Annotated in this window: 26 protein-coding genes; 17 read left to right on the top strand and 9 right to left on the bottom strand. The window is 72.2% G+C overall.

Going from position 1 to position 26119, the window contains the following annotated elements; all coding sequences use genetic code 11:
• Nucleotides 1-59 precede the first annotated feature (59 nt).
• From QUG98_RS05190 to QUG98_RS05180, 3 genes are all read left to right on the top strand, one after another.
• Nucleotides 60-1130, top strand: a complete 1071-nt coding sequence (locus QUG98_RS05190; RefSeq protein ID WP_289469548.1) for a LolA family protein — start codon at nucleotides 60-62, stop codon at nucleotides 1128-1130.
• A 128-nt stretch (nucleotides 1131-1258) separates the two neighbouring features.
• Nucleotides 1259-2158, top strand: a complete 900-nt coding sequence (locus tag QUG98_RS05185) for an ABC transporter ATP-binding protein (protein WP_289469580.1) — start codon at nucleotides 1259-1261, stop codon at nucleotides 2156-2158.
• Nucleotides 2145-2987: an ABC transporter permease gene (locus QUG98_RS05180; RefSeq protein WP_289469547.1), complete on the top strand. Its 843-nt coding sequence runs from the start codon at nucleotides 2145-2147 to the stop codon at nucleotides 2985-2987. Before QUG98_RS05185 ends, QUG98_RS05180 begins: the two co-directional genes overlap by 14 nt.
• Nucleotides 2988-3053: 66 nt before the next feature.
• On the opposite strand, the gene QUG98_RS05175 is transcribed toward QUG98_RS05180, so the two are convergent.
• Complete coding sequence (locus QUG98_RS05175) at nucleotides 3054-4115, bottom strand: NADP-dependent oxidoreductase (protein ID WP_289469546.1); 1062 nt, start codon at nucleotides 4113-4115, stop codon at nucleotides 3054-3056.
• Nucleotides 4116-4436: 321 nt separating this feature from the next.
• On the bottom strand, nucleotides 4437-5354 hold the full coding sequence (locus QUG98_RS05170; protein ID WP_289469545.1) for a metallophosphoesterase: 918 nt from the start codon (nucleotides 5352-5354) through the stop codon (nucleotides 4437-4439).
• Nucleotides 5355-5413: 59 nt separating this feature from the next.
• Between QUG98_RS05170 and QUG98_RS05165 the strand changes: the two genes are divergently transcribed.
• Complete coding sequence (locus tag QUG98_RS05165) at nucleotides 5414-6424, top strand: threonine aldolase family protein (RefSeq protein ID WP_289469544.1); 1011 nt, start codon at nucleotides 5414-5416, stop codon at nucleotides 6422-6424.
• A gap of 67 nt (nucleotides 6425-6491) precedes the next feature.
• Here QUG98_RS05165 and QUG98_RS05160 read toward each other — a convergent pair whose 3' ends face one another.
• The 3 genes from QUG98_RS05160 to QUG98_RS05150 are packed head-to-tail and all read right to left on the bottom strand — an operon-like array spanning nucleotide 6492 to nucleotide 8286.
• Nucleotides 6492-6767 (bottom strand): type II toxin-antitoxin system RelE family toxin, encoded by a 276-nt coding sequence (locus QUG98_RS05160; protein WP_289469543.1) that lies wholly within the window; start codon nucleotides 6765-6767, stop codon nucleotides 6492-6494.
• A complete protein-coding gene (locus tag QUG98_RS05155; RefSeq protein WP_289469542.1) occupies nucleotides 6760-7023 on the bottom strand; it encodes a type II toxin-antitoxin system prevent-host-death family antitoxin in 264 nt (87 codons plus the stop codon). Before QUG98_RS05155 ends, QUG98_RS05160 begins: the two co-directional genes overlap by 8 nt.
• A gap of 60 nt (nucleotides 7024-7083) precedes the next feature.
• Nucleotides 7084-8286, bottom strand: a complete 1203-nt coding sequence (locus tag QUG98_RS05150; protein ID WP_289469541.1) for an ROK family protein — start codon at nucleotides 8284-8286, stop codon at nucleotides 7084-7086.
• A gap of 134 nt (nucleotides 8287-8420) precedes the next feature.
• On the opposite strand from QUG98_RS05150, the gene QUG98_RS05145 reads away from it, so the two are divergent.
• The 6 genes from QUG98_RS05145 (at nucleotide 8421) to QUG98_RS05120 (ending at nucleotide 15704) form a co-directional block, all read left to right on the top strand.
• A complete protein-coding gene (locus QUG98_RS05145) occupies nucleotides 8421-9719 on the top strand; it encodes an ABC transporter substrate-binding protein (protein ID WP_289469540.1) in 1299 nt (432 codons plus the stop codon).
• Between the two features lie 10 nt (nucleotides 9720-9729).
• Nucleotides 9730-10680: a carbohydrate ABC transporter permease gene (locus tag QUG98_RS05140; RefSeq protein WP_289469539.1), complete on the top strand. Its 951-nt coding sequence runs from the start codon at nucleotides 9730-9732 to the stop codon at nucleotides 10678-10680.
• A complete protein-coding gene (locus QUG98_RS05135; protein ID WP_058730057.1) occupies nucleotides 10680-11585 on the top strand; it encodes a carbohydrate ABC transporter permease in 906 nt (301 codons plus the stop codon). Before QUG98_RS05140 ends, QUG98_RS05135 begins: the two co-directional genes overlap by 1 nt.
• A gap of 83 nt (nucleotides 11586-11668) precedes the next feature.
• A complete protein-coding gene (locus QUG98_RS05130) occupies nucleotides 11669-13330 on the top strand; it encodes a glycoside hydrolase family 13 protein (RefSeq protein ID WP_289469579.1) in 1662 nt (553 codons plus the stop codon).
• Nucleotides 13331-13515: 185 nt separating this feature from the next.
• Entirely contained in the window at nucleotides 13516-14481 is a 966-nt protein-coding gene (locus tag QUG98_RS05125) for an ABC transporter ATP-binding protein (RefSeq protein WP_289469538.1), read from the top strand.
• Nucleotides 14478-15704 (top strand): ABC transporter permease, encoded by a 1227-nt coding sequence (locus tag QUG98_RS05120; RefSeq protein ID WP_289469537.1) that lies wholly within the window; start codon nucleotides 14478-14480, stop codon nucleotides 15702-15704. Before QUG98_RS05125 ends, QUG98_RS05120 begins: the two co-directional genes overlap by 4 nt.
• Nucleotides 15705-15708: 4 nt before the next feature.
• On the opposite strand, the gene QUG98_RS05115 is transcribed toward QUG98_RS05120, so the two are convergent.
• Together QUG98_RS05115 and pnuC are read right to left on the bottom strand one after the other, a co-directional pair.
• Nucleotides 15709-16341: a TetR/AcrR family transcriptional regulator gene (locus QUG98_RS05115; RefSeq protein ID WP_289469536.1), complete on the bottom strand. Its 633-nt coding sequence runs from the start codon at nucleotides 16339-16341 to the stop codon at nucleotides 15709-15711.
• 74 nt (nucleotides 16342-16415) lie between these two features.
• Nucleotides 16416-17081, bottom strand: a complete 666-nt coding sequence (pnuC, locus tag QUG98_RS05110; protein WP_289469535.1) for a nicotinamide riboside transporter PnuC — start codon at nucleotides 17079-17081, stop codon at nucleotides 16416-16418.
• Between the two features lie 99 nt (nucleotides 17082-17180).
• Between pnuC and QUG98_RS05105 the strand changes: the two genes are divergently transcribed.
• Nucleotides 17181-17723, top strand: coding sequence for a hypothetical protein (locus QUG98_RS05105; protein ID WP_289469534.1), 543 nt, complete (start codon nucleotides 17181-17183; stop codon nucleotides 17721-17723).
• 37 nt (nucleotides 17724-17760) lie between these two features.
• On the opposite strand, the gene QUG98_RS05100 is transcribed toward QUG98_RS05105, so the two are convergent.
• Complete coding sequence (locus QUG98_RS05100) at nucleotides 17761-18501, bottom strand: SDR family oxidoreductase (protein WP_289469533.1); 741 nt, start codon at nucleotides 18499-18501, stop codon at nucleotides 17761-17763.
• Nucleotides 18502-18569: 68 nt separating this feature from the next.
• Here QUG98_RS05100 and QUG98_RS05095 point away from each other — a divergent pair, with 68 nt between their 5' ends.
• Nucleotides 18570-19124: a TetR/AcrR family transcriptional regulator gene (locus tag QUG98_RS05095; RefSeq protein WP_289469532.1), complete on the top strand. Its 555-nt coding sequence runs from the start codon at nucleotides 18570-18572 to the stop codon at nucleotides 19122-19124.
• A 12-nt stretch (nucleotides 19125-19136) separates the two neighbouring features.
• On the opposite strand, the gene QUG98_RS05090 is transcribed toward QUG98_RS05095, so the two are convergent.
• The gene (locus QUG98_RS05090; RefSeq protein WP_289469531.1) at nucleotides 19137-20021 is read right to left on the bottom strand and encodes an aminoglycoside phosphotransferase family protein; all 885 of its coding nucleotides are present in this window, start codon (nucleotides 20019-20021) and stop codon (nucleotides 19137-19139) included.
• 191 nt (nucleotides 20022-20212) lie between these two features.
• Here QUG98_RS05090 and QUG98_RS05085 point away from each other — a divergent pair, with 191 nt between their 5' ends.
• From QUG98_RS05085 to QUG98_RS05065, 5 genes are all read left to right on the top strand, one after another.
• The gene (locus QUG98_RS05085) at nucleotides 20213-20878 is read left to right on the top strand and encodes a hypothetical protein (protein WP_289469530.1); all 666 of its coding nucleotides are present in this window, start codon (nucleotides 20213-20215) and stop codon (nucleotides 20876-20878) included.
• A 3-nt stretch (nucleotides 20879-20881) separates the two neighbouring features.
• Nucleotides 20882-21982 carry a pectate lyase-like domain-containing protein gene (locus QUG98_RS05080; protein WP_289469529.1) on the top strand — a complete coding sequence of 367 codons (1101 nt, stop codon included), beginning with the start codon at nucleotides 20882-20884 and terminating at the stop codon, nucleotides 21980-21982.
• The gene (locus QUG98_RS05075; protein ID WP_289469528.1) at nucleotides 21982-22818 is read left to right on the top strand and encodes a glycoside hydrolase family 16 protein; all 837 of its coding nucleotides are present in this window, start codon (nucleotides 21982-21984) and stop codon (nucleotides 22816-22818) included. Before QUG98_RS05080 ends, QUG98_RS05075 begins: the two co-directional genes overlap by 1 nt.
• 265 nt (nucleotides 22819-23083) lie before the next feature.
• Nucleotides 23084-24559, top strand: a complete 1476-nt coding sequence (locus tag QUG98_RS05070) for a cryptochrome/photolyase family protein (RefSeq protein WP_289469527.1) — start codon at nucleotides 23084-23086, stop codon at nucleotides 24557-24559.
• A 195-nt stretch (nucleotides 24560-24754) separates the two neighbouring features.
• Nucleotides 24755-26089 (top strand): GNAT family N-acetyltransferase, encoded by a 1335-nt coding sequence (locus tag QUG98_RS05065; protein WP_289469526.1) that lies wholly within the window; start codon nucleotides 24755-24757, stop codon nucleotides 26087-26089.
• Nucleotides 26090-26119 lie beyond the last annotated feature (30 nt).

The following is a 26119-nucleotide window of genomic DNA, read 5'->3' as shown; positions in this document are numbered from 1 at the left end:
CACCCGACGCTCCACGGTGACGCCGCTCGTGCACCCACCGCACCACCGAAGGGGACCCGATGAAGAAGTCAGCCTGGCTGCCCGCCGCGATCGCCCCGGTCGTCGTGGCCGGAGCGATCGCCGCGCCCGTCATCGCGAACGCGGCGGCCGACCCGGTCGCCGGCACGGACCCGAGCGCGGCGGACGTGCTCGCGAGCATCGCCTCGTCGCGGGACGCGCAGTACTCGGGCACGCTCTCGCAGACGAGCGACCTCGGCCTGCCGGAACTCCCCTCGGGCAGCGGTGGGTCCTCGCTCGAGGGCGATGCGTCCGACGTCCTCGGACTGCTCACCGCGTCGCACACCGCACGCCTGTACGTCGGCGGCGAGGACGAACAGCGCTTCCAGCTGACGCAGCAGCTCGCCGAGCAGGACGTCGTCCGCAACGGGTCCGACGTGTGGACGTGGGACTCGGAGGAGCGCACGGCCGTGCACCTGACGCTCCCGGCCGGTCCGGACGCTCCCACGGCAGGCGCGACCACGCCGGCGCAGGCCGCCGAGCGCGCGGTCGCGGCGATCACGCCGAGCACCCGGGTCTCCGAGCCGACGACGGTCCGTGTCGCCGGTCACGACGCGTGGCAGGTCACCCTGAAGCCGAGGTCCGACGACACCCTGGTCGGCAGCGTCCGGCTCGCGGTGGACCAGCAGACCGGGCTCCCGCTCCGCGTCACCGTGACGGCGGCCGGGCAGGACGACCCGGCGTTCCAGGTCGGCTTCACGAGCCTCGACTACGGCGCACCCGACCCCCGACTGTTCGACTTCACGCCGCCGGCCGGGGCGGACGTCACGACGAAGGACCTCTCCGATGCCCGGCCGCACACGCAAGGCGGTCGCGCGCACGGCGGCGACGGGACCGGTGTCCGGCCGACCGTGACCGGGTCCGGCTGGGACACCGTCGTCGAGCTGCCGACGGGTGACACCGGTCGCGCCACCCAGGACACCGACGCATCAGCACTCCTCGACCAGCTGACGAAGCCGGTCGACGGTGGCCGCGCGCTGCAGACGTCGCTCGTGTCGGTGTACCTGACGGACGACGGACGGGTGCTCGCCGGTGCCGTGCCGGTGTCCGCACTGGTCGCCGCCGCGAAGTGACGGGAGCACCGCAGCCGGGCGAGGCAGCACGGCAGTCGGCCGAGGCAGCACCGCAGCCGGGCGCGGCGACGCGGCAGCCGGCCGACGCCGCGCCGGAGCTCGCGGTCCGCACCGAGGGGCTCGTCAAGGTGTTCCGGAAGCAGCGGGCCGTTGACGGCATCGACCTGGCCGTGCCGCGCGGGTCGGTCTTCGGGTTCCTCGGCCCCAACGGCTCGGGCAAGACCACCACGATCCGCATGCTCCTCGGGCTGTCCTCGGCGACGAGCGGCACGATCGAGGTGCTCGGCCGGCCCGTCCCCGGCGCCCTGCAGGAGGTCCTGCCCCGTGTCGGCGCGCTCGTCGAGGGCCCGGCTGCGTACCCGTACCTGTCCGGACGCGCGAACCTGCAGCGGTTCGACGCCGCCGACCCGAGCTCCGACCCGCGCACCCGTCGTGACCGCGTCGCGGCCGCCCTCGAACGCGTGGGACTCACCCATGCTGCGGACAAGAAGGCACACGCCTACTCACTCGGCATGAAGCAGCGACTGGGGCTGGCGAACGCCCTGCTCGCGCCGCGCGACCTGCTCGTGCTCGACGAGCCGACGAACGGCCTCGACCCGCAGGGCACGCGCGAGGTCCGGAACCTCATCCGCTCGCTCACCGACGACGGCACCACGGTGTTCGTGTCGAGCCACCTGCTCGCCGAGATCGAGCAGGTCTGCACGCACGCCGCCGTGATGCGGAGCGGACGCCTCGTGGCGCAGGGGTCCCTCGACGACCTGCGAGCAACCGGTGGCCGGACCGTCACCGTGCGGACCCCGGACGTCGGCGAGGCCTCCGCGGTCCTCGTCCGGATCGGGCTCTCCCCCCGGCGCGACGCCGGTTCGGACGCCCTCGTCGCGGACCTGCCCGCCGACCTCGAGCCCGAGACCGTGACGGCGGCGCTCGTCCGTGCCGACGTCCGCGTCCGCGGCATCGCGCTCGGTGGTGGCACCCTCGAGGACCTGTTCGTCGCGCTCACCGGGGAGGGCTTCGATGTCGCAGCCTGACACCGCGCGCCGACGGACGCGGCCCTTCGCCCTGCTCGGCTCCGAACTCGCCCTGCTGTTCCGCCGTCGACGGACGTGGGCGATGCTCGGGGCGCTCGCCCTGGTGCCGGTGCTCATCGCGGTCGCCGTCCGCCTGACGACCGACGGCAGCTCGGGCGGCCCGGCGTTCCTCGGCGACATCACGAACAACGGCCTCTTCGTCGCCTTCACCGCACTGACCGTGTCGATCCCGCTGTTCCTGCCGCTCACGGTGGGTGTGGTGTCCGGTGACACCGTCGCGGGCGAGGCGTCACACGGCACGATCCGCTACCTGCTGGTGGCGCCCACCGGGCGGCTGCGCTTCGTGCTCGTCAAGTACGCGGGCGCCGTCGCGTTCTGCCTGGCCGCGACGCTCCTCGTCGTGCTCGTCGGGGCGGCGGTCGGCGCGTTGCTCTTCCCGATCGGGCCGGTCACCCTGTTGTCGGGGACGCAGGTCGGTGGCTGGTCGTACGCCGGCCGCGCCGTGCTCCTGGCGCTGTACGTGACCCTGTCGATGCTCGGACTGGCCGCGATCGGGCTGTTCGCCTCGACGCTGACCACGGTGCCGGTCGGGGCGATGGCCGCGACGGTCGTGCTCGCCGGGGTGTCGCAGGTGCTCGACCAGCTCCCGCAGCTCGACTGGCTGCACCCGTTCCTGTTCTCGCACCGCTGGCTCGGGTTCGGGGACCTGCTCCGCGACCCGATCTCGTTCGACTCGTTCGGGTCGAACGCGGTCCTGCAGCTCGGGTACGTCGCCGTGTTCGGTGCGCTGGCGTACGGACGGTTCGCCACCAAGGACGTCCTGAGCTGACCGACCGGCCCCGCGCACGGATCGGGCCCGGCCTCCCGCAGGAGTCCGGGCCCGATCGGTGGGGGCTCAGGCCTTCGGGCTCGCCGACCCGCCCGCCATCGTCTCCGTGTCCGCCCCGCGCTGGTCGGCGTACCGGTCGCGCAGGTCGCGGGCCTTCTCCGACCGGTACCAGTCGAGCCGGGCGCCGGTCTCGACGGTCTGCATGCCGATGACGACCTTGCCGCGGGACCGCATCTCGGCCAGGTCCTCGTACGCGTCGACGATGTACTCGAACGGGTAGAAGCCCGAGATGAGCACCTGCACGCGACGGTCCTGGACGGCCTTCGCGAGCAGCATCAGCAGGTCGCGGGCCTCCTCGTCGTCGGCCGGGGCGCGCAGGAACCGGATCTCGACGTCGCGGCGGTGCTCGGAGGTCACGAGTCGCTCGGCCGGCACACCGAGCCGCGCAGCCAGGTCCGCCGCACCGCCACCACCGTGGTTGTCGATGAACGCGGTGATCGGCCGACCGGCCGCCATCTCGCGGATGCGGTCCTCCTCGCCGTCGCCGTACGCGACGGGCAGGGTGCCGATCTGCCGCAGGTAGTCGTGGTTGCGCGGGCTGCCGAGCGCGATCACGGTCGCACCGGCGTCGTGCGCGAGCTGGCACTCGATGTGCCCGACGCCGCCGGCCGCGGCCGAGATGACGACGGTGTCGTCCGGTCCGAGGCGCAGGTTCCGCACGATGGTCGCGGCGGTCGCGCCGGCCAGGTACAGGCCACCCGCGACCTCCCACCCGACGTGCTCCGGCTTCTTCACGACGGCGCCGCGGGGCACGCGGACCCACGTCGCGTGGGCACCGCCCTCCGGGGCGTGTCCCATGACCTCGTCGCCGACCTTGAGGTCACGGACCTCGGCGCCGCGAGCGCGGACGATCCCCGCGAAGTCGACGCCCTGGTGCGCGGGGAACTCGAGGTCGATGTGGTCGCGCAGCTTCCCCTCGCGGAGGAACCGCTCGACGTGGTTGAGACCGGCGGCGACGACCTCGACGACGACGTCGCCGGGGCCGGGTTCGGGACGTTCCTGCGGGACGAGGTCGACGACGTCGAACCCGCCGTACCGGTCGTACTGCACGGCACTACCGATGCGCATGACTGACTCCTTCCGTGGTCATGGCTCCGGTGTACTCGCGCCGACGGAGCGGTGTCCGTGAGCGAGGGGTACCGGCCGGTCGGCTGCGCGCGGCGCGGCGCGCTGCTGGCGCGGTGACGCGTCGAACCACGGAGGCGACATCGAACCAGCCCCGGCACCTGGTTCGGTGTCGGGAACGTGGTTCCACGGACGGGACGCGTGCCGTCGTCGGACGGGAGGCGCGGAGCGAGCGGGCGGCGTGCCTCCCGTCCGGCGGTCGGTGCGTCCACCGCACCGGGCGGTGCAGCGCGACCGTGCGGACCGACCCGGGGTCGCGCGCCGTCAGCGCGCGGGTCCCGCCTGCTCCGCGATCCGCGCGACCGTCTCGGCGTCGAGCGCGAAGGCGAGCACGTCGCGGTCCGGGTCCGGCACGCGCACCGGCGTCGACCAGACCGAGCCGTCCGCACCGACGTCGACGATGAGCGCGCCGTGCGCGACGTGTGCCGACTCCTCGTCGTACGGGCCGACCACGTCGGTGTCGTTCGCGACCCCGGGGGCGACGAGCACCGGGACCCCGGCCAGCGACCCGACGGCGTGGTGGTGCTGGTGCCCGCCGAGGACGACCCGGACGTCGGAGCCGTCGAGCAGCTCCGCGAGGTCCTCGGGGTCCTGCAGGCGGAGGGCCTCGTGCAGGAGCGTCGGCGACGGCACCGGCGGGTGGTGGAGCACGACGACCGTGCCGTGCGCGACGGGCTCGCCGGTCAGCGCCGCGCGGAGCCGGTCGAGCGCGGTCTCGCTGAGCGCGCCGTAGCCCGCGCCGGGGACGCTCGTGTCGACCGTCACGACCCGGAAGCCGGCGACCACCGACTGACCGGAGACCGGCACGGACGGCGGCGTGTACTCCGTCGTGTGCGCGAGCGGGGTGCCGCCCTCGCCCAGGACGTGGCCGTTCGCGAGGACCTGGCGGAACCCCTCGCGGAGGTCGTGGTTGCCGGGCACCAGGACGAGCGCCGCGCCGTGTCGCTCGGCCCAGGCGCCGATGTGCTGGCGTGCGGTGCGGTAGGAATCGGGGCTGCCGTCCTCGGAGACGTCACCGGAGACGACGACCAGGCCGACCCCCGGCACGCCGTCGACGTGCGCCAGCACCGCGTCGAGTGCCGCCGTCGTGTCGACGGATCCCTGGTGCAGGGCACCGTCACCGGTCAGGTGCGTGTCGGAGAGGTGGAGGATGCGGAGGGTCCCGGCTGCTGGCGGCTGCATGCGGCTCACGGTAGCCGCGGTGGTGATCCGGGGTCTGGACGGCGGGTTAGCGTTGCCTGGTGACCGACGCCCCGATCGACCTGCGCTCCGACACCGTCACCCGTCCCACGCCCGCGATGCGCCGGGCGATGGCCGAGGCCGAGGTCGGTGACGACGTCTTCGGCGAGGACCCGGAGACGAACGCCCTCGAGCGCGAGGTCGCCGACCTGCTCGGACACGAGGCCGGGCTCTTCACCCCGACCGGCTCGATGGCGAACCAGCTCGGCCTGCGGCTGCACGTCGGTCCGGGCGAGGAGCTCCTCGCCGACGTCCGCGCACACGTCGTCCGCGCCGAGCTCGGTGCAGCGGCGGTGTTCTCGGGCATCACGACCCGCACCTGGCCCTCGGAGCGCGGACGGCTCGTCGCGGCGGCGGTCGCCGAGGTGGCGGAGCCGAACGCCGGGGCCTACAGCGTCTCGACGACGGCGATCGCGGTCGAGAACACGCACAACTTCGGCGGCGGGACCGTGCAGCCGGTCGACGAGGTCCGCGCCGTGCAGGCCTTCGCGCGGGAGCACGGGATCGCGGTGCACCTCGACGGCGCCCGCCTGTGGAACGCGCACGTGGCGTCGGGTGTGGCGCTCCGCGAGCTCGCAGCCGGGTTCGACACCGTGTCGGTCTGCCTGTCGAAGGGGCTCGGCGCCCCGGTGGGATCGGTGCTCGTCGGCTCCCGCGAGCACGTCGACGCGGCGCGGACCTGGCGGAAGCGGTACGGCGGCGGCATGCGGCAGACGGGCTTCCTGGCCGCCGCCGGCCGGTACGCGCTCCGGAACCACGTCGACCGCCTCGCCGAGGACCACGCGAACGCCCGGGTGCTCGCGGCGGCGCTCGACGTCGACCCGGAGACCGTCGACACGAACATCGTGTTCGCCGACGTGTCCGACCCGGGGGCGTTCGTGCGCGCTGCCGCCGACCGGGGCGTCCGGGTGATGCAGCTCGGACCGCGGAGTGTCCGGCTCGTCACGCACCTGGACGTCAGCGCCGAGCAGGCCGCCCGCGCTGCAGAGGTGCTGGCGTCGCTCCCCCGCTGAGGACGGTCGGACGGCCACGCGCCTGCTTCTGCGCGGAACACGCCGCGGCGTCAGCGATCGATCGGGGTCAGCGGTACACGTCACGACGGTGGCCGATGACCAGCACGAGGACCACCAGACGATCATCGACGATCTCGTAGACGATGCGGTGGTCGCCCACCCGGACCCGGAGCTCCTCCGATCTGCCGACCAACGCGGTCGACCCTGGCGGACGCGGCGTGGTCCGGAGCAGGACCAGGGCAGCGAGCAACCGCCGCTGGACGGTCCGGTCGAGCTTCAGCAGCGCCTTCGCGGCACGCTTGGTCAACTCGACCCGGTACTCGACCGGGGAGGGTTCAGCCAAGCGTGATCCCCAGTTCGCGGGCGACCTGCTTGAGGGGCAACGTCTCCGGGTCGTCTGCGAGCTCCCGTCGGGCCTGGTCCACGGCGGCACGGTCGATCGCGTCCTCGAGCGCCTCGAGCGCCCGATGCGCCAGTTCCGCCTCGAGCACGACGACCTGCTCGCGGCCACGGACCGTGATGGCGACCGGCTCCCGGTGTGCGTGGTCGATGAGGTCCGACCACCGCTGACGCGCTTCGGTTGCAGGCAGGTTGTACATGTACCGATCGTACGACTCGTACGCTCGGATCGGAAGTGCTCCGCGGGTACCGTCCGGCGGTCAGGTCGCGAGGGCGGCGGACTGCGCGGCGGGGAGCGGGAACGCCAGGGGGTCGGCGTGCACGAGGTCGAGCGCGCGGGCGACGGCACCGAGCACGACGACGTCGCCACCGAGCCGGGACGCCACGACCTCGGGCGTCGGGTCGTACTCCCCGTTGGCCAGGCGCTCGCGCGCCCGTTCGATCACCGGCGCTGCGGCGTCCGCGATCGCTCCGGCGACGACGACGCGGTCGATGTCGAGCAGGCTCGCGAGCAGGACGCAGACCCGGGCGAGACGGTCCCCCAGACGGTCGACGACCTCGAGCGCCACCGGGTCGAGCAGGGCCGCGGCGGCGAACACCGCCTCGGCCCCGGGCTCCTCGTCGCCGCCGAGGAGTGACGACGGGTCGATCCGCCCCTCGGCCCTGGCCGCACGGACGAGCTCGCGGGCGGTGCGGCCGATGCCGTTCGACGAGGACACCCCGTCGACCAGGTCGAGCACGCGGAGCTCCCCAGCACCGCCCCGGGCACCGCGGAGCAGCACCCCGTCGACGACCAGACCGGCGCCGAAGCGCTCACCGGACAGCAGGGCTGCGAAGGAGGCATCCCCGGAGGACGGCCGTTCGGCCAGCGCCGCGGCGTTCGCGTCGTTCTCCACGACGACGACCCCGTTCGGCACCACGTCGGCAAAGCCCGGGTTCATGCTGTCCCAGAAGCCGCCGTCACGCGGTGACGACCCGAGCGCATCGACGGGGGCAGGGATGCCCACGACCGTCGCGAGCACGCGCGTCGGGTCGACGTCGGCTGCGGCGAGCGCCGACGCGATCGTCTCCGCCGTCACCCGGAGGCGGACGGGCACGTCGAGCCCCGCGTCCCCCAGCGCGCCCTCGGTCCGGGCGAGCACCGTGCCGCGGAGATCCGCGACGAGTGCCGTGACGCGGTGCTGTCCCGCGTCGACACCGACGACGGCCCCCGCGGCAGCGTCGAGCTCGTAGCGTCGCGCGGGTCGGCCCTTGCGGTACTCCCCCGCCGCGCGGGCATCGTCGAGGTCCCGCAACCAGCCGAGCCGGACGAGTTCCGCGCACGCGGCCAGGACGGTCGACCGGGTCACCCCCGTGGCCTCGATCGCCTCGGTCGCGGTGAAAGCGCCGGACGACAGGTCGAGGGCGTACGCCAGGACCGTCTCGGCGCTGGTCGCGCGCGGAGTCACACGGCGCTGGGGCATGCGCCGACCCTACCGCGGCGACAGTTGCTTGCGCGATTAGATTTTCTGAGTACATTTAGTCACGCGAGCCGACACCGACGCCGGCACGCGAGCCGGAACGGCAGGGACGCCGGGTCCGGACGGACGGAGACGACGTGCAAGCACACGCCACCACCAGGAGCACGGCCGGGGTCACCCGCCGCGGGTTCCTGCTCGGTGCGGGCGGCATCGGCGCGGGGCTGGCACTCGCCGGCTGTGCCCCGCTCGGAGGATCGAGCAGCCGCCCCGAGACGATCACCTTCTACGTGTCGAAGCCCGAGGTCATCGGGTACTTCGACGACGTCATCGCCAAGTTCCACGACAGCCAGTCGAAGATCCGCGTGGTCCGCGACTCGACGTCCAACATGTCCGCGAACTTCGTCCGGAACCGACCGCCGGACCTCGGGTGCCTGAACTACAACTACGCGATGGTGTCGTTCGTGGAGCACGGCGCCCTGACGGACCTGTCCGACCTGCCCGAGAAGGACACGATCAACCCCGACCTGTGGCCGCTGATGCGGCAGACCGCGGACTACCCGGGTCGGAGGAGCGTCCTGCCGTACTCGGTCACCGCCGCGTCCGTCATCTACGACAAGCGGGTCTTCGCACAGCAGGGGCTCGACGTCCCGACCACGTGGACACAGTTCACCGACGTCTGCGAGCGCCTCGTACGAGCCGGCATCACCCCGATGTACGGCACCTACAAGGACAACTGGACGATCGCCCAGGGCATGTTCGACTACTCGGTCGGAGGCATGCTCGACGTGCCGGCGACCTTCGCGGCGCTCGACCGCGAGGGCACCTCGGTCGGCAGGGGCTCCGCAGTCTCGTTCCAGGAGGACTTCGCGGCTCCGGTCGGGCGGATGGTGGACCTGCTGCAGTGGCACCAGGAGGGTGCGGCCAGCCGGGGCTACGGCGACGGCAACCTCGCGTTCGCGCAGGGGAAGGCCGCGATGTACCTGCAGGGCCCGTGGGCGCTCGGTGAGATCGCGAAGACGAACCCCGACATGGACCTCGGCACGTTCCCGTTCCCCGCGACCGACGACCCCGCCGACAACAAGGTGCGCGTCAACGTCGACCTCGGGCTCTGGATCCCGGAGGCCTCCCGCAAGCAGGAGGCCGCCCGCGAGTTCCTGTCCTTCCTGATGAGCCCGGCGATCAGCGACCAGTACAACGCCGACAACAACGGCTTCGGTGTCCGCAAGGACTCGCCGCCGGTGTCGAACCCCGCGCTCCGCGGCATGCAGGACTCGTACGACCGCGCCGCGTTCTACCTGGGCGCCTCGCAGCTCATCCCCGCCGAGATCCCGGTGGCGAACTACCTGCAGTCCATCGCCTTCGGCGGTGCGCCCGAACCGCAACTCCGCACCCTCGACGGCGACTGGGCGCGGCTCGCGCTCCGGTCGGCCGCGTAAGGAGACGACCTTGGCCACCACGACCACCGAATCGATCACGACGGCGGACCGCCGCCGACGGGGCGGCGCCGCACCGCGCCTCCAGGCCGGCAGCCGCGGACGCGGCAAGCGCGTCGACCCGCTCTTCCTCGTGTTCCTCGTCCCCACGCTCGTGCTCTTCACGCTCGCCATCACGCTCCCCGCGGTGATGGGCATCGTGCTGAGCTTCACGAACTCCGTCGGCTTCGGCGAGTTCCGGTTCACCGGCCTGACGAACTACGTCGCGGTGTTCTCCGACCCCGCGATCCTGCAGGCGTACCTGTTCACGATCGGCTTCTCGCTCGTCACCGTGCTCCTGGTGAACGCCGTGGCGTTCCTGCTGGCGATCGCGCTGACGTCGAAGATCCGCGGCAAGATCGCGCTCCGCGCGGTGTTCGTCCTGCCGATGGTGATCTCCGGCATCGTCATCGCCTACGTGTTCTCGTTCCTCTTCGCGAACAGCCTGCCGGCACTCGCGACCGCGCTCGGCTTCGCCCCGCTCGAGCAGAGCATCCTGGCGAACCCCGACCTGGCGTGGGTCGCGATCGTCGTGGTGACCGCGTGGCAGGCGATCCCGTCGACGCTCCTCATCTACATCGCCGGCGTCCTGTCGATCCCCGGTGAGGTCTACGAGGCGGCGTCGCTCGACGGCGCCAGCGCGTGGCGGCAGCTCGTCTCGATCACCGCGCCGCTGACGGCGGGCTACGTCCTCATCAACCTGGTGATCGGGTTCAAGAACTTCCTGAACTCGTACGACATCATCGTCGGCCTGACCGACGGCGGCCCGGGCACCTCGACCACCTCGGTCGCGATGTCGATCTTCAAGGGCTTCAGCGGCGGCGACTACGCGTACCAGATGGCGAACGCGACGATCTTCTTCGTGATCGCCGTGGTCATCGCCGTGATCCAACTGCGGGCGACCCGCGGGAAGGCAGCGCTCTGATGACCATGCAGGCACCCCTCCGTCCAGGCACGACGGCCACCGGCAGCATCCGGTCCGTCGACGCCGACCGCACCGCCGGACGACGCGGCGAGCGGTTCAACTGGCCCGTCACGATCGTCCTCGCGCTGTGCACGCTGTCCGTCCTCGTCCCGCTGTACGTCACCGTGACGATGGCGTTCAAGACGACGTCGCAGGCCGTCGACGGCAACGCGTTCTCGCTGCCGGCGCCGTTCAGCGTCGACGGGTTCGTGCAGGCCTGGGAGCTCACGGACTTCCCGCGGGCGTTCGGCGTCTCCGTGCTCATCGCGGCCATCACGGTCGTCGGCACGATCCTGCTCGCCTCGTTCACCGCGTACGCGATCGCCCGGAACTGGGAGCGCCGGTTCTTCCGCTGGTCGTTCTTCTACCTGCTCGCCGCGATGTTCCTGCCCTTCCCGGTGCTCGCGCTGTCGCAGGTCAAGCTCACCGGACTCGCCGGACTGGACAACCCGATCGGCGTCGCGATCCTGCACGTCATGTTCCAGCTGTCGTTCAGCGTGCTGCTCTTCACCGCGTTCCTGCGCTCGATCCCGGCCGAGCTGGAGGAGAGTGCACGCATCGACGGTGCGAGCACGGGGCAGGTGTTCTGGCGACTGGTGTTCCCGCTCCTCGCACCGATGAGCGCCACCGTCGGCATCTTCGCGTTCCTCGCGTCCTGGAACGACTTCGTGATGCCGTCGCTGATCACCTCCGACCCGGCGCTGCAGACCCTCCCGGTGCTGCAGCAGATGTTCCAGACGCAGTTCAGCAACAACTACAACGTGTCGTTCGCCTCGTACCTCATGGCGATGGCCCCGGCGATCATCGTCTACCTCGTCACCCAGCGATGGGTGATGGCGGGCGTGACGCAGGGCGCGATCAAGTGAGTACCGAGACCACGCACGCCGCAGCGGCCGCAGCGCCCGACACGATCACCACCACCACCACCACCGACAACGAAAGGCCCGACGTGACCGACACGCTCGTCCAGTCCGCTGCCTCCACCGACGCCGAGACCTGGTGGCGCCAGGCGAGCGTCTACCAGGTGTACCCGCGCTCGTTCGCCGACGCGGACGGTGACGGCATCGGCGACCTGCGCGGGGTGACCTCGCGCGTGCCCTACCTGGCGTCGCTCGGGATCGAGGCCGTCTGGCTCAGCCCGTTCTACCCGTCCGCCCTGGCCGACGGAGGCTACGACGTCGACGACTACCGTGACGTCGACCCGCGCCTGGGCACCCTCGCCGACTTCGACGAGATGGTCGAGGCCCTGCACGGCGCCGGCATCCGCGTGATCGTCGACATCGTCCCGAACCACACCAGCGACCGGCACGAGTGGTTCCAGGAGGCGCTGGCGTCCCCGAAGGGCTCCCCGGCTCGAGACCGGTACGTGTTCCGCGACGGCACCGGTCCGTCCGGCGAACAGGCCCCGGCAGACTGGGTGTCGATCTTCGGCGGCCCGGCGTGGACCGCCGTGGGCGACGGCCAGTGGTACCTGCACAACTTCGCGAAGGAGCAGCCCGACCTGAACTGGGCGAACCGCGAGGTCCGCGACGACTTCCTCCACACGCTGCGCTTCTGGTCCGACCGCGGGGTCGACGGCTTCCGCATCGACGTCGCCCACGGTCTGGCGAAGGACCTGCCCGAGGGCACGCTGCCGACGTGGGCCGAGGTCCTCGCCGCGCCGAAGGACGGGTCGCACATCCTCTGGGACCGCGACGACGTGCACGAGATCTACGCCGAGTGGCGGACGGTGTTCGAGGAGTACACCCCGGCGCGCACCGCCGTCGCCGAGGCGTGGGTCGCCGCCGACCGTCGTGCGCGGTACGCCAGCGCCGAGGGACTCGGGCAGGCGTTCAACTTCGACCTGCTCGAGGCCGACTTCGACGCGCAGCAGTTCCGCACGATCATCGAGTTCAACCTCGGCCTCGCCGAGCAGTCCGGTTCGTCGACCACGTGGGTGTTCTCGAACCACGACGTCGTCCGGCACGCCACCCGCTACGCGCTCCCCGCCCGCGACGGCGACGAGCAGAAGCAGGGCGCCGCGTGGCTGCTCGCCGGCGGGGACCAGGCCGCGCTCGACCGTGCGCTCGGCCTCCGACGCGCCAGGGCCGCGACGCTCCTCGAGCTCGCCCTGCCGGGCTCGGCGTACCTGTACCAGGGCGAGGAGCTCGGCCTGCACGAGGTCGGCGACATCGATGACGCGGACCGCCAGGACCCGGCGTTCTTCCGGAACCCCGGGATCGACGTCGGCCGTGACGGCTGCCGCGTCCCGATCCCGTGGACGAGGACCGGCGAGAGCTTCGGGTTCGGCGAGGGCGGCTCGCACCTGCCGCAGCCGGCGTGGTTCGCCGACTCCTCGGTCGAGGCCGAGGACGCCGACCCCGACTCGACGCTGAACCTCTACCGGAAGGCCCTGGGCCTCCGCGGTCAGCTGCAGACCGAGGAGCACCTCGAGTGGCTCGAGACGGGTCGCGACGACGTGCTCGCGTTCCGTCGTCCGAACGGCTGGACGAGCGTCACGGTGTTCGGCGACGAGCCGTACGCACTCCCCGCCGGCGAGCTGCTGCTCGCCTCCGCGCCGGTGGCAGACGGCGCACTGTCGGGTGTGGGGACCGCCTGGTTGCGTTCCTGACGGACCACGTGGCGGTCTGGAGGCGCGGTGCGGGCAGGCACCGCGCCTCCCGTCCGTCACGGGGTCACCCCGCGCGAAGGAGGACGAATCGCTCGTAGGCGGCCCGAAGTTCCGTCCTCCTACGAGCGATTCGTCCTCCCACCGCAAGCACGATGGACTCATTCGTCGCCGGTAGGGTCGGCCCCATGAGCGGTGCGGCCATCAGCGTGCGGGACTTCGTCATGCGCTTCGGCGACCGGGACGTCGTCGACGGGCTGTCGTTCGACGTCGCCCCCGGCGAGACGTTCGGACTGCTCGGCAGCAACGGCTCCGGCAAGACGACCACGATCCGGGCGCTCCTCGGCATCACGACGCCGACCGCCGGCACGCTGCACATCGACGGCGCACCGTACCGCCCGGCCACCGGCGGCATCGGCTACCTGCCCGAGGAACGCGGGCTCTACCGCAAGGAGTCCGTGCTCGACGTCATGACCTACTTCGGCATGCTCCGCGGGCTGCGCCGACCCGAGGCGACCGCGTGGAGCACCGAGTACCTGGCGCGCGTCGGCCTCGCGGACCGCGCCAAGCTCCGGGTCGACAAGCTGTCCGGAGGGCAGCAGCAGAAGGTGCAGCTCGGGATCACGATCATGGACCGCCCGCGCCTGCTGATCCTCGACGAACCGACGAAGGGCCTCGATCCGGTCAACCGCCGACTGCTGCTCGACCTGGTGGACGAGCGCCGGGCGGACGGCGCGACCGTGGTCCTCGTGACGCACCACATGGACGAGGTCGAGCGACTCTGCGACCGGATCCTGCTGCTCAAGGACGGCCGAGCGGCCGCGTACGGCAGCGTCCCCGACGTGCAGGACGCCTTCGGCGGTGCCGTCGCCCGGGTGCAGCTCACCGGTGCGGTCCCCCGCTCCCCGCTGTACCGGCTCGCCCGCCACGAGGGGCACGTCGCGCACCTGGTGCCCACCGAGGACGCGGCGGTCGACGGGTCGGACATCCTGGCCGCGCTGGTGGCCGCGGGCGCGCACGTCACTGCGTTCGAGATGCGCCGCATCCCGCTCGACGAGATCTTCGTCCAGGTCTACGGCCACGACGCCGACGAGGACCGGTTCGCGGACGGCCGCCGCCCGGTCCGGGACACCGCCGACGGGGCAGCGGCGTGAGCCGGCTCGGGACGGTCGTCCGCTTCGAGTTCGTCCGTGCGGTGAAGAAGCCCGCGTTCTGGATCGGCACGCTCGCGCTGCCGATCGTCGTCGTCCTCGTCTCGGTGCTCGTCGGCATCGGGCAGGCCGCCGGCTCCGACTCGATCTCGTCGAGCTCGTCGGCGGCGAAGACGACGTTCCGGTACGTCGACCACTCCGGCCTGGTGTCCGCATCCGTGGCAGCCCGGTCGGGCGGGACACCGTCGCAGGACCCCGCCGCCGACCGCGCCGCCGTGCGGGCCGGGACCCTCACGCTGTTCGTCGAGTACCCGGCGAAGCCGTCTGCCGAACCGATCCGGCTCGACGCGGCCGACCGCGGGCTGTTCGAGAACGGCGGGTACTCGACACTCGCCGAGGGCGTGCTCGAGCGCAGCGTCGCGGACTCGGTCGGCGACGAGGAGGCGGTCGCACTCCTCCGGGCACCGCCGTCCACCGACCTGACGACCTACGCGGACGGCCGGGTCGCCCCGGGCTGGCTGTCGATCGTGCCGCCCCTGCTGTTCCCCCTCGCGTTCTTCGGGATCGTGATCCTGCTCGCGACCCGGATGGTGACGGTGGTGGTCGAGGAGAAGGAGAACCGGATCTCCGAGATGATCCTGACGACCGTGACGGCGGGCGACCTGATCCGGGGCAAGGTCCTCGCCATGCTGCTCGTCGGGCTCGTGCAGGTCGGGGTCGTCGTCGTGCCGGGGCTCGCGGTGGCGCTGGCGGCGCTGCCCCTGGTCGCGTCACGGCTCGGCGGCCTGACGGTGGACCCGTGGCGGATGGTCGTCGGCGCCCTGCTGCTCGTCGGCGGGGTCCTGCTCGCCTGCGGGCTCTTCGTCGCCGTCGGCGCCGCCGTGCCGTCGATCAAGGACGCCTCGACGCTGCAGTCCGCTGCGATCTTCGCCCTGATCATCCCGCTCTACGCGGCGTTCTTCGTGATGACGACGCCCTCGTCACCGGTCGCGGCGTTCTTCACGTGGTTCCCGACCTTCACGCCCATCACGGCCATGGTGCGGAACGCGGTCGGCTCGCTGTCCGTCGTCGAGTCGGTCGTGAGCGTCGTCGAGGTGTTCGCCGTCGCCGCGCTGCTGCTCTGGTTCGCCGAGTACCTGTTCCGCCACTCGGTCGCGCAGTACGGGTCGAAGGTCACCCTGAAGCAGATCGCGGGATGGCGGAAGGGGCGACCCCGGACGCGCTGAACCGCTAGCCGCGGACGAGCGCTGCGTCGAGGTCCCAGGCCACGGGCTCGGGTTCACGCCACCCGTGCCGGAGCGTGTGCACGGCACGGTCGTACTCGACCAGGACGTCCAGGTACGGCCGGACGAGCATCTGCACCTGCAGCCCCTCGTAGACGGCGAGCAGCTGCGTCGCCGCCTGGTGCGCGGGGATGCCGATGACCTCCGTACCCGCGTCGACGTCGCGCTGCAGTCCGACGGTCAACTCCTCGACGTACTCCTCGAACCGCTTCCGGAAGAAGCCGGCGAAGTCGCGTTCCGAGGCGGCGAGGGGCAGGACGCCGGCGAGCAGCCGGACGAGTCCGGGGTCGGCGACGTCCTCGGCGAGGGTCGTCCGCACGTGGTCGAGGGTGCACCGCTGCACGGAGGAACGACGGGAACCACGCAGCTGCAGCCAGCGGTCGTAGACCACCAGCAGCAGGCCGTCCCAGGTCGGGAAGAGCCGGTCGACGACGGCGCGGTCCACGCCGCAGGTCTCGGCGATCGTCGCCGCGTCGACGTCGTGGAAGGGGTGCAACCGGTAGGCGCGGATCGCTCCGCGCACGATCCGCTCGGCCAGCGTCGCGTCGTCGTCGATGCGCGCGCCGTGCATGTCTGCCATCCCGACATCCCACCGCACCGGGACCCGCGGTGTCTCCACCCAGTGCGGGGGTCAGGCGACACCTGTCGAGCGGATCAGCCCACCGTCACCGGAGCGGCCGAGGGCTTGCGTCCCTGCTGCATCCAGACGAAGAACCCGGTCAGGGTGAAGACGCCGTAGAAGACGTACATCAGGCCGGACGCGTAGTACCCGGCCGAGAAGAGCAGCGGCACGCCGACCAGGTCGACGGCGACCCAGATCAGCCAGAACTCGACCCACCCCTTCGCCATGCCGTAGGTCGCCAGCACCGACCCGACGAAGATCCAGGCGTCGCTCCACACCGGCTCGTACGAGCCGAGGGCGCGGAACACCGGGGTCAGGACGGCGGTGCCGCCCACCAGCGCCAGCACCAGCAGACCACGGGTCGGCCAGGAGGCCCACCGCGGCTCGACGACGGTCGTCGCCTCGTCCGCACGGTGCGTCCACCGGTACCACCCGTAGACGCTGACCGCGACGAACATGACCTGTCGGCCGGCCTGGCCGAGCAGGTTCACCGGGTTCGGGGTGTCGAAGAGCGCCCCCATGAAGACCGTGAAGAGCAGGGCGTTCCCGAGGATCCCCACGGGCCACGCCCAGACCCGGCGGCGCATCCCGCCGAGCGCACTGAGCAGCCCGAACACGTTGCCGATCACCTCGCGCCAGAGCACGGTCTGGTCGCCGATGACGAGCTGCGCGTCGAACAGCCACCGCACGATGCCCATGGGCCCTCCTCGTTCCGAGACCGTGCAACCGTACGGGCAGCGAGCGCATTCCACCGGCCAGGAGACCCCGCGTGACGTGCCGGTCTAGGCTCGGGCAGCGTGACGGACGGGGTCGTGCAGGACGCGGTGCAGCGCACGCGTGCCGCCCTCGACGCCGCCGCGGACCGCCTCCGGGGTGCCGCGGTCCGCGACGAGGCACTCGGCGAGTACGTCGAGCCGCGTGCCGTCCTCGGCATCCGACGCGAGCCGACGATCCGATCGCTCGGTCGGGTCTGGCGCGTCGGTGCGCTGCTGCTCGGGTCCTCCCCCGAGACCGCGGGCCGGGTGTGGGCGACCGGGCGCATCACCCGGGTGACCGATCCCGGCCGGCAGCAGTTCGTGTCGGTCTCCGCCGAGGTGCGTCGCGCGTACCGGGCCGCCGCGGCCAAGGGGCACTTCACCGAGGGCGACACCGTCAACCACGGCGCCGTACCGATCCCGCTCGACGACTCGCTCGTCGACGCCGACGGCGTGCTCGCCGTGGTCGACGGTGAACCGGTCGTCCGCTGGTCCCCGACCGCCGGGACGGCCGTGCCGCTCGAGGACTACCTGCGCGACCGGGTCGCCCTGCTCGTCGATCCGCCGCGGGGTGCGACCGACTGAACGGTGTCGCCGGTGCGGTGACGCAGCCCGTCGGCCGTCAGTGTGCGGCCGGCACGGCGACCCACTCGTCGAACGACGGCCCGACGATCTCGGCCTCCGGCCCGGGCAGGAGCGCACCGTCACGGAAGGCCCGCCCGAGCGCCCCGGGGAGGCGCACCGGCACGATGCGCCCGGCCGGGTCCGGTAGCGCCTCGGTCATCGCGCGCAGGGTCGTGACCTGCGGGCCGGCGACCTCGACGCGTCTTCCTGATCGCTTGCCCGTGACCACGTCGCCGACGACCGCGGCCACTGTCTCCAGGGCGACCGGTGCAACGGTCATCCCCGGGACGAGGACGAACCGCCCGACCCGGAACCGTCCAGCGTTCTGCTCCGCGAACTCGTGCCACTGCGTCGACCGCACCACGGACAGCTCGGCACCGGTCGTCGCCGCTGCCCGCTCCTGGGCGGCCTTGCCGGCGAAGTAGCCGTACCCCTGCACCTCCGGCCGCTCGCACCCGACGATCGACAGCAGGACGTGCCGCGCTCCGACCGCCGCGGCAGCAGACCCGACCGCCGTGGTCGACCGGACGAAGAAGTCGGTCGCGCGACGGCGACCCGTCGTGAAGCGCCCCGTCGCCTCGACCACCACGTCGGCCCCGTTGAGCGCGGCCACGACGTCGTCTCGCAGGACGTCGAAGCCCGTCCTCCGGGACGACAGCTGCACCGCCCACCCGCGCGCTGCGATCGCCGCCCCGATCGCTCGACCCGATGCTCCCCCGCCGACGACGACTGCGCGCACGACACCCTCCCGATCGTTCCTCTACAGATGTAGAGAACAGTACGATGTCCGAGCCGGGAGGGGAAGCCATGGGACGACGCGAGGACCTCGCCGACGCAGCGGTCCGCCTCGTGGCGCGCGGGGGCGCACGGTCGCTCACGCACCGCGGGGTCGACACCGAGGCGGGGGTCCCACCCGGGTCGACGACGTACTACGCGTCCACGCGCCGCGCACTGCTCGCGCTGGTCGCCGCACGGATCACCGAGCAGCTGGCGGGGGACGTCGCCGGCCTCCGACTGCCGGAGGATCCGGACGACGCCGCGGTCGTGGCCGTCGCGACCGGGTTCCTCGATGCGCTCGCCGCACGTGGCGATGCGCAGGCCGCCCGGCTCGCGCTCCTCGTCGAACTGCGGGACGACTCCGAGCTCCGCGCTCCGCTGACCGGGGCCGATCCAGTGCGCGACGAGCTCGTCCGAGCGGCGCGGACCCTGCTCGACGGCATCGGCGTCGTCGATCCGGACGCGGCCGCGCGGGATCTCGTCGGGGTCGTCGACGCCCTGCTGCTCTACCGCGTCGGCGCAGTCGGTCCGGTCGACCCCGCCGCGGTGCTCACGACCTACGTCGCCGGGCTCCCGCGCCGCTGAGTCACGCGACGCTCACCCAGCGAGGCGGTCGACCACCGCTGCGCGGGCCACCGCGTCGAGGCCGTCGTCGAGTGCACCACGGCTGACGGACCACAGCGCCGACTCGACCAGCCGCGCCGTGCACCACGCGGCGATCCGGTCCGCGGGCTCACCGGTCACGTCCGCGAGCACGGCGATGCGCTGGCACACGACCTGCGGTGACCCACCGCTGCGGAAGGGGTCGTCGACCTGCACGAGCAACGGGCACAGGTCGTGGGCGGGGTCGCCGACCATCGGCTTCGGGTCGATGACGAGCCACGGCTCCCGCCCGGCCGCGAGCACGTTGCCGGGGTTCGCGTCGCCGTGCACCACCACCGACCGCGAGGCTCCGATCGGCAGGGTGCGGAGCAGGTCGGTCCCGCGGCGCACGAGTCCGGGATCGAACGGTGGTGCGAGCTCGCGCATCCGGTCCTCGGCGAGCGCCGCCCACCCGGTGGTGACCTCGGCGAGCGACGCGAACGGACCGTCCTCGGGGACCCCGGCCGCCCAGAGCCGGGTGAGCAGGCCGCCCGCGGTGCGGAGACGGTCCTCGGCCGGCAGGTCGTCGCGCTCTGCGAGTCGGGTGCCGGGGTCGCAGCGCTCGAGCAACAGGACGAAGGGGTCGTCCGGATCGACGGCGAGCATGCGGACGGCTCCGGCACCGTCCCACCACGCGAGCGCCGCGGCCTCGTGCTCGGCCTCGCGGTGCGGGAGGGACAGCTTGAGGACGGCACCGCCGCCGTCGGGCAACCGCACGGGCACGACGTGCGAGACGCTGCCGCCGGTGTACGGCTCGCCGGGGCGCAGGTCCCAGCGCTCGACCGCGCGGGCGAGCCGGCGCGGGACGGACGCACGCCAGTCCTGCTCGGTCGGCCACATGCGCGCAGCGTACCGACCAGCGGACCGAGCGCGACGAGGCGGCGGTGGGACGAGCCTCCTGGATGACCCCCGAACGGGGTACGCGCTTGTCCACCGCAGCACCGACTGCCGCGGCGTCCGGTCGGGTCTAGCGTCTGTTGCGGGCGGCAACGGGGCCGCCCGACGACGAATCGAGCATCATGCAACGACGGATGAGCACGCTCCTCGCGACGATCACGGCGGTCGGCCTGGTCGGCGCCCTGGCGCCGGCCGTACAGGCACAGGCAGCCGTCCCGACCAGCGACACCCCGGACTTCGGGAGCAACGTCAAGGTATACGACCAGTCCACCCCCGCGTCGACGATCCAGTCCGACGTCGACGCGGCGTTCAACTCGCAACTCCGCAGCAGCACGGCGCAGTTCGGATCGCAGCGGTACGCCTTCCTGTTCAAACCAGGCAGCTACGGCCGGGTCTGGGCGAACCTCGGCTTCTACACGTCGGTGGCGGGCCTCGGCAAGAACCCGGACGACGTGACGATCAACGGTGCGCTCAACGTCGACTCCGGGTGGAACGCCGGCGACGAGAAGAACGCGACCCAGAACTTCTGGCGGTCGGCCGAGAACCTGTCCGTCGTGCCCGAGAGCGGCACGGACCGGTGGGCGGTGTCCCAGGCCGCGCCGATGCGACGCGTCCACATCAAGGGGAACCTGACCATGGGGCCGTCGAACCAGGACGGCGGGCAGGGGTACTCGTCCGGCGGCTACATCGCCGACTCGAAGGTCGACGGCACCGTCACGAGCGGCTCGCAGCAGCAGTGGTACACACGGAACTCCTCGCTCGGCAGCTGGCAGGGCGGCAACTGGAACATGGTGTTCTAGGGGGTGCAGGGCGCCCCGGCGAACGACTTCTCGAAGAGCTGGACGACGCTGTCGACCACCCCGGTCACCCGTGAGAAGCCGTACCTGTACGTCGACTCGTCGAACAAGTACCACGTGTTCGTGCCGTCGCTGCGGACGAACTCCGCCGGGGTGACGTGGCCGAACACGCCGGGGACGGACATCCCGATGCGCAACTTCTACGTCGCGCACGCCGGTGACAGCGCGGCGACGATCAACAGCGCGCTGTCGCAGGGGCTGAACCTGTTCTTCACCCCGGGCACGTACCAGCTGAACGCCGCGCTGAACGTGACGCGCCCGGACACCGTCGTCACGGGCATCGGCTTCCCGACGCTCGTGCCGACCGCCGGCAACGCGGTGCTCACCACCTCCGACGTGTCCGGGGTGAACGTGTCGAACCTGGTCGTGGACGCGGGGACGCAGAACAGTGCGCAGCTCGTCCGACTCGGCACCGGCGGCACGCACGTCGACCACGCCTCGGACCCGCAGAGCATCCAGGACGTGTTCTTCCGCGTCGGGTCGAGCATCCAGGGCAAGGCGTCGACGACACTGCAGGTCAACGCCGACGACACCCTCGTCGACCACATCTGGGCGTGGCGGGCCGACCACGGTGGCGCTGCGACGGGCTGGAACGTCAACACCGGCGCCACCGGCGTCGAGGTGAACGGGGACGACGTCCTCGCCACCGGACTGTTCGTCGAGCACTACCAGAAGTACGAGGTGCTCTGGAACGGCAACCGCGGTCGGACGATCTTCTTCCAGAACGAGATGCCGTACGACGTGCCGGACAACGCCTCGTGGCAGAGCCCGACCGGAGCCGGGTACGCGGCCTACAAGGTCGCGTCGGGTGTGACGAACCACGAGATCTGGGGAGGGGGCGTGTACTGCTTCTTCAACACGAACCCGTCCGTGCACGCCGACCGGGCCTTCGAGACGCCGACCGCGTCGGGCATCCGCGCGCACAGCCTCGTGACGGTGTCGCTCGGAGACACGGGCACGATCTCGAGCGTGATCAACGGCGTCGGCGGAGCGGTGCCGACCCCGGCGGGCAACACCGCACCGAACCGCCTCGGGTCGTACAACTGATGCGCGCCGCACGGTCGACGCGACGACTCGTCGCGCTCACGCTCGCCGGTGCGGCCGCGGTCGCAGTCGGCGTCACCCCGACGCTCGGGACGGCGGCGACCGCGCAGGCGGCCACGGGCGACGTCGTCTGGTCGCAGGACTTCGACGGCGCCGCGGGGAGCGCCCCGGACCGCTCGGTGTGGACGAACGAGACCGGTGGTGGCGGCTGGGGCAACAACGAGCTCGAGACGTACACGGACTCCCGGAGCAACTCCGCGCTCGACGGGCAGGGCAACCTCGTGATCACCGCGAAGCGGAAGGCGGACGGCTCGTACACGAGTGCGCGTCTGACGACCCAGGGGAAGTACACGCCGCAGTACGGCCGGGTCGAGGCGCGCATCCAGATCCCCCGTGGTCAGGGCATCTGGCCCGCGTTCTGGATGCTCGGTGCGGACCTGCCGCAGAGCGGCTGGCCGGGATCCGGAGAGATCGACGTGATGGAGAACGTCGGCAAGGAGCCCGCCACCGTGCACGGGACGGTGCACGGCCCCGGCTACTCCGGCGGGCAGGGCATCTCCACGCCGTACCAGCACCCGCAGGGCTGGTCGTTCGCGGACACGTTCCACACCTTCGCGGTGGACTGGAAGCCCGGTTCGATCACCTGGTCGGTGGACGGCGTGGCCTACCGGACCGTCACCCCGGCGGACACGAACGGGAACCCGTGGGTGTTCGACAAGCCGTTCTTCATCGTGCTGAACCTCGCCGTCGGTGGCAACTGGCCCGGGTACCCGGACGCGTCGACGACGTTCCCGCAGCAGATGAAGGTCGACTTCGTCCGCGTGATCGACAACTCCTAGCGCGGGACCGACCAGGGCCGTCGACGACACCGGTCGTCGACGGCCCTGGTCGTCGGCGGCCCTGGTCGTCGACGGCCCTGGTCGCACGACGTGCCGCCTGCGGACGTTCCGGTCGCACGACATGCCGCCGGCATCGAAGCTGAGCGGCAAGTCCTGCGACGACAACACCGCGGCACCACCGGGGCAACACGACGACACCACCGGGGCACCACCGGGGCACAAGGGCCGTCAGCCGGAGGACACCCGCCGTCGGTACCGTCCGAGCATGGCCCCCGAACGCACCCGGCTCGTCCTCCCCGGGCAGTACGGCCCGCTGTTCGACGACGGCGGCCCCGCGCTCGTGGTCGAGGCGCGCGAGTTCTTCACCGCCCGGCCGATGCACCGGGCGAAGGCGCACCTGTGGCTGAGCGCCCTGCGGCACCGGGTGCGCGAGCTCGGTGACCGGGCCGAGCACGTGCAGGTCGACACCCTGAAGGACGCCCTGGTCGGACGCGACGACCTCGACGTGGTCGATCCGCCCTCCCGCACCCTCCGCGCGCAGGTCCGGCACTGGGGACGCGGCACGGAGGTCCTGCCGAGCCGCGGGTTCATCACCGACGAGGCCGAGTTCGCGGAGTGGGCCGCCGAGCGCACCGGTCGTTTCCGGATGGAGACCCACTACGAGCGGGTCCGCCGCCGCGAGGGCTGGCTGATGCAGTCGGAGAAGCCCGTCGGTGGGAAGTTCAGCCTCGACGACCAGAACCGCGAACAGCCGCCCAAGGGCGCGACGACGCTCGGGCTGCCGGAACCCTGGTGGCCGACCGAGGACGACATCGACGACGAGGTGCGACACGACCTCGACCGCTGGGAACGCGACGGCGAGGTCCGGTTCGTCGGCCGGGACGACACACGCCGCTTCGCCGTCACTGCGGACGAGGCGCGGCAGGCCCTCGACGACTTCGTGCAGGTCCGCCTGGGCGACTTCGGCCCGTTCGAGGACGCCACGCTGACGAACGACTGGACGATGGCGCACTCGCTGCTCAGCGTGCCGATGAACCTCGGCGTGCTCGACCCCTTCGAGGTCGTCGAGGCAGCGCTCACCGCCCACCGCGACCACGACGCCCCGCTCGCGAGCGTGGAGGGCTTCGTCCGCCAGGTCGCCGGCTGGCGGGACTACGTCTGGCACCTCTACTGGTGGTTCGGCGACGACTACGGCGCCGAGGAGAACGCCCTCGACGCGCACGAGCGGCTCCCCCGCTGGTGGCGCGAGCTCGACGCGTCGGCGATCGACGCGGTCTGCCTCTCCACCGCGATGGAGGGCCTGCACGACCACGGCTGGTTGCACCACATCCAGCGGCTCATGGTGCTCGGCAACTGGGCGCTGCAGCGCGGCTACGACCCCGTGCACCTGACCGAGTGGTTCACCGACGTCTTCGTCGACGGCACCGACTGGGTGATGCCGGCGAACATCATCGGGATGTCGCAGCACGCCGACGGCGGCATGGTCGCGACGAAGCCGTACGCGTCCGGCGGCCGCTACATCGACCGGATGTCCGACCACTGCGGCGGGTGCCGGTACGACCCGACGAAGCGACTCGGCGAGGACGCCTGCCCCTTCACCGCCGGCTACTGGGCGTTCCTGTCGCGCACCGAGCCCGCCCTGCGGGACAACAACCGGATGGCGCGGCCGCTGCAGCAGATGCGGAAGCTTGCGGACCTCGACGAGGTGGTGGCGCAGGAGGCGCGACGCGGTACGCCCTGACCGGCCACGGTCCGTCAGGTGACCACACGACGGACGGGAGGCGCGTGGCGGACACGGCCACGCGCCTCCCGTCCGCCATCCCGTCACGGCGTCACCCCGACACCCGGTCACGGCGTCGCCCCACCACACGGTCACCGCGCTGGTCCGCCGTCCGAGGGAGGCCGCCGGGTGGACCACACCGGTAGGGTCGGGCTCGTGGCCAGCAACGATGCGTTCGACGACCGTTACGACCTGCGCGAGTTCGCGCCGACGACCGATGCACAGGGGGCGCCGTCAGCGGAGACGGAGGCGTGGATGCACGCCGTGGAGCTGGGGTTCCACGAGACGCACCCCGATGCCGAGGGCGCTGCGCGGATGGCGTCGCACTTCATCGCCGACCAGGAGACGTTCCTCGGGGCCTACCTGCGCGACCCTCTTCCCGGCTCGGTCGACGAGACCTGGCCGGCCGGGACCTTCACGTGGTTCCGGAAGCGCCTGACGTGGGGCGAGGGCGCCTCGGTCGACACCCAGGCGATCTCCGCCGTGACGGTGCGCCCGACCGAGCGCCGACGCGGGATCCTCCGCCGCATGATGACCCACGCGCTCGAGCGCGGTGTGGCCGAGGGCTACGCCGTCGCGTCGCTCACCGCCTCCGAGGGCACGATCTACCGACGCTTCGGCTTCGGCTGCGCGATCCGCGAGCGCGCGGTGACGGTGCGTCGCGAACGTGCCCTGCCGTTGCTCGCGCCGACCACCGGCACCGTGACGATCGTGACGCCGGAGTGGCTCGCCGAGGGCACCGGCCGCGCCGTGTTCGACCGCTTCGACGCGCGGACGCCGGGGTCCATGGTCCGGAACGCCGGCACCTGGCCGATCGTCCTCGGGCAGCGGAACGGCGACGGCTCCCCCGCGAAGGACGTCCGCGCCGCGGTGCACCGGCCGGAGGGCGCCGGCGTCGACCCGTCCGAGATCGACGGGTACGTGACGTGGCGCGTCAAGGAGGGCCGCGGGGGCGAGGACACCGTGCTCGAGGTCGTCGACCTCGTCTACGCCACCGACGAGGCCTACCTGTCGCTGTGGGAGTTCCTGCTGTCGATCGACCTGAACGACGTCGTGCGGTACAACCGCTCGCGGCTCGACGACCCGATCGTCGCGGCGCTCGGCGACAACCGCGCGTACGACGTCGAGCACGAGGAGGACCACGTCTGGTTGCGGGTGCTCGACGTGCCTGCGGTGCTCGGCAGCCGGCCGTACGCGGTCGACGGGTCGCTGACGCTCGCGGTGTCCGACGCGATGGGGTTCGCAGCGGGGACCTACCGGCTCGACGTCGTCGACGGGCAGGGCACGGTCACGCGACTGTCGGAGGGCGACGACGGCGAGGCCGACCTGCGGCTCGACGTGGCGGACCTCGGCGCGGTGCTCATCGGCTCGGTGTCGCCGGTCACGCTCGCGGCGGCCGGACTCGTGCGGGCGACGGACCCGGCGGCGCCGGCGTTGCTGCGGGCGATGCTCACACCGGCGCGGACGCCGCACGGGATCACGTACTTCTAGGAGCGCGGCGGTTCTCATCGCGGAACGCAA

Origin of the sequence: Curtobacterium subtropicum, from assembly GCF_030362975.1 — a bacterium.
Taxonomy (GTDB): Bacteria; Actinomycetota; Actinomycetes; order Actinomycetales; family Microbacteriaceae; genus Curtobacterium; species Curtobacterium subtropicum.
The sequence above is the reverse complement of the archived record's forward strand: the minus strand, read 5'-3'. Positions and strand labels throughout refer to the sequence as shown.